Source organism: Staphylococcus sp. HMSC62D11 (genome assembly GCF_001839145.1).
GTDB lineage: Bacteria > Bacillota > Bacilli > Staphylococcales > Staphylococcaceae > Staphylococcus > Staphylococcus lugdunensis.
Map to the genome: position 1 here is coordinate 1 of NZ_KV840178.1, position 7,027 is coordinate 7,027.

Here is a 7,027-nt window from a genome sequence, read left to right on the forward strand (position 1 = left end):
GAGGGTCAGAGGTTCGAATCCTCTATGGCTCATTGTTTGCACTTTCTCTCAGGAAAGTGCTTTTTTTATTTTTATCAAAAATTTTGACATAAATTATAGTGTTCATATGACAGTTATTATAATGATTGGTATAATTAATATCATGAAATTGAAACCGGAGGAGATGTCATGGATTTTTCTAATTTTTTTAGTAATCTAAGTACTTTAAAAATTATAACAAGCGTACTTGACTTGATTATTGTTTGGTACGTTCTCTATCTTCTCATTACTGTCTTTAAAGGAACTAAAGCGATTCAACTGCTCAAAGGTATAGTTGTTATTGTCATCTTTCAACAAATTAGTAAAGTGCTTAATTTGACAGCAACTTCTAAGTTGTTTGACATTGTCATTCAATGGGGAGTACTTGCCCTTATTGTTATCTTCCAGCCTGAAATAAGACGTGCACTTGAACAATTAGGTAGAGGAAGTTTGTTTAAACGCTATACTAATACTTACAGTCGTGATGAAGAGAAATTAATAGAAGCTGTTTCGAAAGCTGTGCAATATATGGCTAAAAGACGTATAGGCGCTTTGATTGTTTTTGAAAAAGAAACAGGCTTACAGGATTATATTGAAACGGGAATTCCTTTAGATTCAGATATTTCACAAGAGCTATTAACGAATGTGTTTATTCCTAATACTCCGTTGCATGATGGTGCAATGATTATTCAGGGAACTAAAATTGCCAGTGCTGCAAGTTATTTACCATTATCTGATAGCGCAAAAATATCTAAAAGTTTAGGTACAAGACATCGTGCTGCAGTCGGAATTTCTGAAGTTTCTGATGCTTTCACCGTGATTGTATCTGAAGAGACGGGGTCTATTTCAGTTACTTTTGATGGAAAGTTGAGACGAGATATTTCAAATGAAGTATTTGAAGAACTACTAGCTGAACATTGGTTTGGCTCACACTTTCAAAAGAAGGGTGTGAAATGACATGTTAGAAAATAAATGGGGCTTACGTTTTGTAGCATTTATATTGGCACTATTTTTCTATTTATCTGTGAATAATGTATTTGGAAATATTTTTAGTAACAATGACTTATCCCAAAATTCATCCAAGACGATTGAAGATGTACCTGTTCAAGTAATTTATAATACAAAAAATTTGCATGTAACTAAAGCACCAGACACAGTTGATGTAACGATTTCAGGACCTCAATCTAAATTGCTTAAAATTGAGAACGCAGATGATATTAAAGTTGCAGTAGATTTGTCTAAAGCAAGAGCAGGTAATTATAAAGAAGATTATGTGGTAAAGGGATTAAGCAATGATATTAATTATAATGTGAAGCCTAAGCAAGCACATGTAACTTTAGAAGACAAAGTGACGCGTACAATGCATGTCACGCCTGATATTAGTAATAACGATATTGCTGGTAACTATAAAGTAAGCGAAGAAAAGGTATCTCCTGAAACTGTGAAGGTTACAGGTGGTAAAGAACAGTTAAATCAAATTGCTTATTTAAAGGCAACATTTAGAAATGCCAATAAAATTGATAAAGATACAACAGATATTGCTGACATTGCGGCTTTTGATAAACAATTAAATAAGTTAAATGTTACAATTCAACCAGACAGCGCTAAATTAAGTGTAAAGGTTAAGCCGTATTCTAAAAAAGTTAAAGTAAATGTTAAAACGGTTGGATCTTTACCAAATAATGCAAAAGTACAGAACATCAAACTTGATGATGATGAAGTCGAACTATTTGGCAACCGAGACGATTTAGCAAATATCAAAGAAGTTACAGCTGAAATAGATTTAGATGATGTTAAAGAAAATACGAGTCAGACCGTGAAATTTAAATTGCCTGATCATGTGTCGAAACTTGACCCGAGTGAAACAAACGTAGAAATTACAATAAATTAATAAAAAGTAGAGGAGTATTTTTGATGGGGAAATATTTTGGTACAGATGGAGTAAGAGGTATTGCAAATAAAGAATTAACACCAGAACTCGCCTTTAAATTAGGGCGTTATGGTGGCTATGTATTAGCGCATAATGAGAATGAAGCGCATCCTAAAGTTCTAGTAGGTAGGGATACGCGTGTATCTGGAGAAATGTTAGAAGCTGCTTTAATTGCAGGATTAGTCTCAATCGGAGCAGAAGTTATGAGATTAGGTGTGATATCAACGCCTGGTGTTGCATACTTAACAAAAGAAATGGGTGCTGAATTAGGTGTCATGATTTCAGCATCACATAATCCTGTTGCGGATAATGGTATTAAGTTTTTTGGTTCAGATGGTTTTAAATTGTCAGATGATCAAGAAAGCGAAATTGAAGCCCTATTAGAACAACAAAATCCTGAATTACCTAGACCAGTGGGACAAGATATTGTACATTATTCTGATTATTTTGAAGGAGCACAAAAATATTTAAGTTTCTTAAAATCAACAGTAGATGTTAATTTAGAAGGTATGAAAATTGCGTTAGACGGCGCTAACGGATCTACGTCTTCATTAGCACCGTTCCTTTTTGGTGATTTAGAAGCAGATACAGAAACAATTGGCTGCAGTCCAGATGGGTATAATATCAATGAAAATTGTGGTTCAACTCATCCAGAAAATCTTGCTAAAACTGTATTAGAAACAAACAGTGATTTCGGTTTAGCCTTTGATGGTGATGGTGATCGTATCATTGCGGTTGATGAAAATGGTCAAATCGTGGATGGTGATCAAATCATGTTTATCATTGGCCAAGCGATGCATAAGAATCAAGAATTAAAAAAAGATATGATTGTTTCAACTGTCATGAGTAATTTAGGTTTTTATAAAGCTTTAGAAAATGAAGGTATTGCTTCAAATAAAACTAAAGTAGGCGACAGATATGTTGTTGAAGAAATGAGAAAAGGTGACTACAACCTAGGTGGTGAACAATCTGGACATATTGTAATGATGGATTACAATACAACAGGTGATGGTTTATTAACAGGTATTCAATTAGCTTCAATCATTAAAATGAGTGGTAAACCTCTAAGTGAATTAGCGGCACAAATGAAAAAATATCCACAATCACTTATAAATGTAAGAGTAACAGATAAATATAATGTGGAAAAAAATGAAGATGTGAAAGCTGAAATAGCAAAAGTTGAAGCTGAAATGAATGGAGAAGGTCGAATTCTAGTAAGACCTTCAGGAACTGAACCACTAGTTCGTGTAATGGTGGAGGCTTCTACAGATGATAATGCAAACCGCTACGCCGAACAAATTGCTCAAGTTGTAGAAGCGAAAATGGGCTTAGAAAAATAAAATAAGTTAAACATTGTAATGTAAAGCTAATGAAGCATATTTAAATTGTTTCATTAGCTTTTTTTCTTATAAAATGTTTTTTTAAAACTTCACATTAGTTTTCCAGAGGTTAAATTTGCTCAAGGAACTACAACACTTAAAAAATAAATATGACACATTTATTTTTTTATAGCGCAAAGTTATATTTAGTAGTGTAAAATTATTTTAACATTTCGGTTATTCTAAGAATTTTAAATAAAATTCCGTATAATGTTGTGAAAATATTTGCAATATAACTTTCAAACATTGTAAAATAAACATTAATGGAAAGGAGGAAAGTGAATAAAAAACAATTATAGCGCCTGTGCAATTGTTTAAATACATGTTGACGACCAACAACTAATACAAGAGAGTTGTTAGAGACATTTATTTAACTTTTGTAGACGAGGAGGATAGTGATCGAAGTGATCGGCGGATGCTATCCCGGATGTGGCTCATTCGACAGCTTATTAAATAAAACATTGAGGTAACTTAATGGACAAAATTAATAAGATCGCCAAACTAATATCATGAAAAATAAAGTATAAGGGCTTGTTTTTATGTTTCTACAAATAGAGCTGTAATTTGCTTTTGAAACGATAGAACGACAGGCTTGTTTAACTTTGCTTAAATGAAGGTATGGCAGATGATTGCTAATCTAAATTACAGCAATACGTCATATAATGTACTTTATTATTTCTAATGGAGGAAATTAAATATATGTGCGGAATTGTAGGTTATATAGGTTATGATAAGGCCAAAGAATTATTATTATCAGGGTTAGAAAAATTAGAATATAGAGGTTATGATTCAGCAGGTATTGCTGTTGCTAATGAAGAGGGAACAAAGGTTTTTAAGGAAAAAGGTAGAATCGCTGAATTACGCAAAGTGGCTGACAATAATGATATTGATGGATCTATTGGAATCGGTCACACGCGTTGGGCTACACACGGCGTCCCTAATTACCAAAACTCACATCCACATCAATCAACAAGTGGACGCTTTACATTAGTTCATAACGGTGTAATTGAAAATTATGAAGAACTAAGAGATAGCTATTTAACAGATGTAACATTGGTATCTGATACAGACACTGAAGTTATCGTTCAATTAGTAGAATATTTTTCAAATAAAGGGTTATCTACTGAGGAAGCTTTTACTAAAGTTGTATCTCTCTTACATGGCTCTTATGCTTTAGGTTTAATAGATGAACAAGACAAAGATACAATCTTCGTTGCTAAGAATAAATCACCTTTATTAGTTGGTCTTGGAGATCATTTTAATGTTATTGCTTCGGATGCTTTAGCAATGATTAAAGTTACGAATCAATATAAAGAAATTAAAGATCATGAAATTGTTATCGTTAAAAGAGAAAGTGTAACAATTAAAGATTTAGATGGCAATATTCAAGAACGTGATGCATATACAGCTGAAATTGATGCTTCAGATGCTGAAAAAGGTGTTTATGCGCACTATATGCTAAAAGAAATTAATGATCAACCAGCTGTCATGAGACGTATTATCCAGGAATATCAAGATGGACAAGGTAATTTAAAAATAGATGCTGATATTGTTAAAGATGTTGCTGAAGCAGACCGTATCTATATTATTGCAGCAGGTACAAGTTATCACGCCGGTTTGGTAGGTAAAGAATATCTTGAAAAATGGGCAGGTACGCCTACAGAAGTGCATGTAGCATCAGAATTTGTCTATAATACACCTCTACTATCTAAAAAACCATTATTTATCTATATTTCACAATCTGGTGAAACGGCTGATAGTCGTGCAGTGTTAGTTGAATCTAATCGACTAGGACATAAGGCATTGACCATTACGAATGTTGCTGGTTCTACGCTATCACGTGAAGCAGATCATACACTGTTGTTACATGCTGGTCCAGAGATTGCGGTTGCTTCAACAAAAGCATATACGGCACAAATTGCTGTATTGGCAATATTATCTCAAGTAATTGCCAAACATCATGGTCATGAAGCAGATATAGATTTATTAAGAGAGTTAGCTAAAGTAACGACAGCAATTGAAACAATTGTAGATGATACACCAAAAATGGAGCAAATTGCGACAGACTTTTTAGCAACTACACGTAATGCCTTCTTTATTGGTCGAACAATGGATTATAATGTCAGTCTTGAAGGAGCACTGAAATTAAAAGAAATTTCATATATTCAGGCTGAAGGTTTTGCGGGTGGAGAATTAAAACACGGTACGATTGCACTTATTGAAGAAGGAACACCAGTAATAGGGCTAGCCACTCAAGAAAAGGTGAACTTATCTATTCGTGGTAATGTCAAAGAAGTTGTTGCACGCGGTGCACATCCATGTATTATTTCAATGGAAGGCTTGGAAAAAGAAGGAGACACATATGTAATTCCTCGTGTTCATGAGTTGTTAACACCTTTAGTATCAGTAGTTACATTGCAACTTATTTCATATTATGCAGCGTTGCATAGAGGATTAGATGTTGATAAACCACGTAATTTAGCAAAATCAGTGACGGTTGAATAAATTAGTTAACATATATAGGGAGTAGGACAATAATAGGTATTTAGAAATACCCAAGCTGGTTTTTCGAAATTTAAACTAATATTGTCTTACTCCTTGTTTTTTATAGGAAGACGTTATTAAACTTTTCAGTAAGTTTATTTGCTATAATTATTCTCATTTCAAAGACTATTTGTAGCGCTATAAGTAAATTTCAACATTGGCCAATAATTGTCTATAATGAAGATGATTACCTTAGGAGGTTACAAAGAAAGATGGATATAATTAAAGCAATATTTTTAGATATGGATGGTACGATCCTACACGAAGATAATACAGCTAGTGGTTATACTAAAGAAGTAATAGACCAATTGCGAGCTAAGGGGTATAAGGTCTTTCTTGCTACAGGGCGTTCTTATGCTGAAATTAATCAGCTTGTTCCTAAAGGATTTACAGTTGATGGTATCATAAGTTCCAATGGTACCAGTGGTGAGGTCAAAGCGCATAATATATTTCGACATAGTTTAACACAAGAAGCGGTAAATAAAATTGTTCAATTAGCACAACAACAACATATATATTATGAGGTCTTTCCATTTGAAGGCCAACGCCTTGCACTGCAACAAGATGAATCTTGGATGCGTGGCATGGTGAGGGAAGAAGAACCACAAAACAATGTAGGGATTAGCGAATGGCGTTCTCGTAAAGACGCGCTCAAAGGTAAGATTAACTGGGTTAAAACATTGCCTGAAACATCATATTCTAAAATATATTTATTCACTACAGATTTAGCACAAATTACTCAGTTTAGGCAGTCACTTATTGACCAACAATTAAGTTTGAACATTAGCGTATCTAATTCATCTCGCTTTAATGCTGAGACGATGGCATATGGTGTTGATAAAGGCAGTGGCATTGCTGAAATGATTGCGCATTTTGGTATTCAACAGCAAGAGACGCTTGTCATTGGAGATAGTGATAATGATCGCGCGATGTTTAAATATGGTCATGTTACGGTAGCCATGAAGAATGCACGTCCAGAAATAAAGGATTTGACTGACGATGTTACGGTTTATGATAATGAAGAAGATGGTGCAGCACGTTATTTAGCAGATAGATTTTTATAACCAAGTTGGGACATAAATACAAAGTATTAAGATTGTAATGTTAAAATCTTTTCTTCGCTATGATTTTTACAATATAATTTGAAGTGATTAAA

At 33.7% G+C, this 7,027-nt stretch carries 5 protein-coding genes; all 5 read left to right on the plus strand.

Translation table 11 applies throughout. The features are described 5' to 3' along the window. Positions 1-168 precede the first annotated feature (168 nt). The 5 genes from cdaA to HMPREF3267_RS02320 all read left to right on the plus strand — a co-directional run bounded on the left by cdaA (position 169) and on the right by HMPREF3267_RS02320 (position 6,935). Positions 169-975, plus strand: coding sequence for a diadenylate cyclase CdaA (gene cdaA / locus HMPREF3267_RS02300; protein WP_002461294.1), 807 nt, complete (start codon positions 169-171; stop codon positions 973-975). Position 976: 1 nt separating this feature from the next. Next, positions 977-1,909, plus strand: coding sequence for a CdaR family protein (locus HMPREF3267_RS02305; RefSeq protein WP_062077914.1), 933 nt, complete (start codon positions 977-979; stop codon positions 1,907-1,909). A gap of 23 nt (positions 1,910-1,932) precedes the next feature. Further along, on the plus strand, positions 1,933-3,288 hold the full coding sequence (gene glmM, locus HMPREF3267_RS02310; RefSeq protein ID WP_002478929.1) for a phosphoglucosamine mutase: 1,356 nt from the start codon (positions 1,933-1,935) through the stop codon (positions 3,286-3,288). Positions 3,289-4,026: 738 nt separating this feature from the next. Further along, on the plus strand, positions 4,027-5,832 hold the full coding sequence (gene glmS, locus HMPREF3267_RS02315; protein ID WP_002478930.1) for a glutamine--fructose-6-phosphate transaminase (isomerizing): 1,806 nt from the start codon (positions 4,027-4,029) through the stop codon (positions 5,830-5,832). A gap of 251 nt (positions 5,833-6,083) precedes the next feature. Further along, entirely contained in the window at positions 6,084-6,935 is an 852-nt protein-coding gene (locus tag HMPREF3267_RS02320; RefSeq protein ID WP_002478931.1) for a Cof-type HAD-IIB family hydrolase, read from the plus strand. Positions 6,936-7,027: the final 92 nt, after the last annotated feature.

What these genes read in the sequence shown, in the direction of transcription:
- HMPREF3267_RS02320 (WP_002478931.1), top strand. Translation starts at nt 6,084, where the DNA reads ATGGATATAATTAAAGCAATATTTTTAGATATGGATGGTACGATCCTA.
- HMPREF3267_RS02305 (WP_062077914.1), top strand. Translation starts at nt 977, where the DNA reads ATGTTAGAAAATAAATGGGGCTTACGTTTTGTAGCATTTATATTGGCA.
- glmS (WP_002478930.1), top strand. Translation starts at nt 4,027, where the DNA reads ATGTGCGGAATTGTAGGTTATATAGGTTATGATAAGGCCAAAGAATTA.
- glmM (WP_002478929.1), top strand. Translation starts at nt 1,933, where the DNA reads ATGGGGAAATATTTTGGTACAGATGGAGTAAGAGGTATTGCAAATAAA.
- cdaA (WP_002461294.1), top strand. Translation starts at nt 169, where the DNA reads ATGGATTTTTCTAATTTTTTTAGTAATCTAAGTACTTTAAAAATTATA.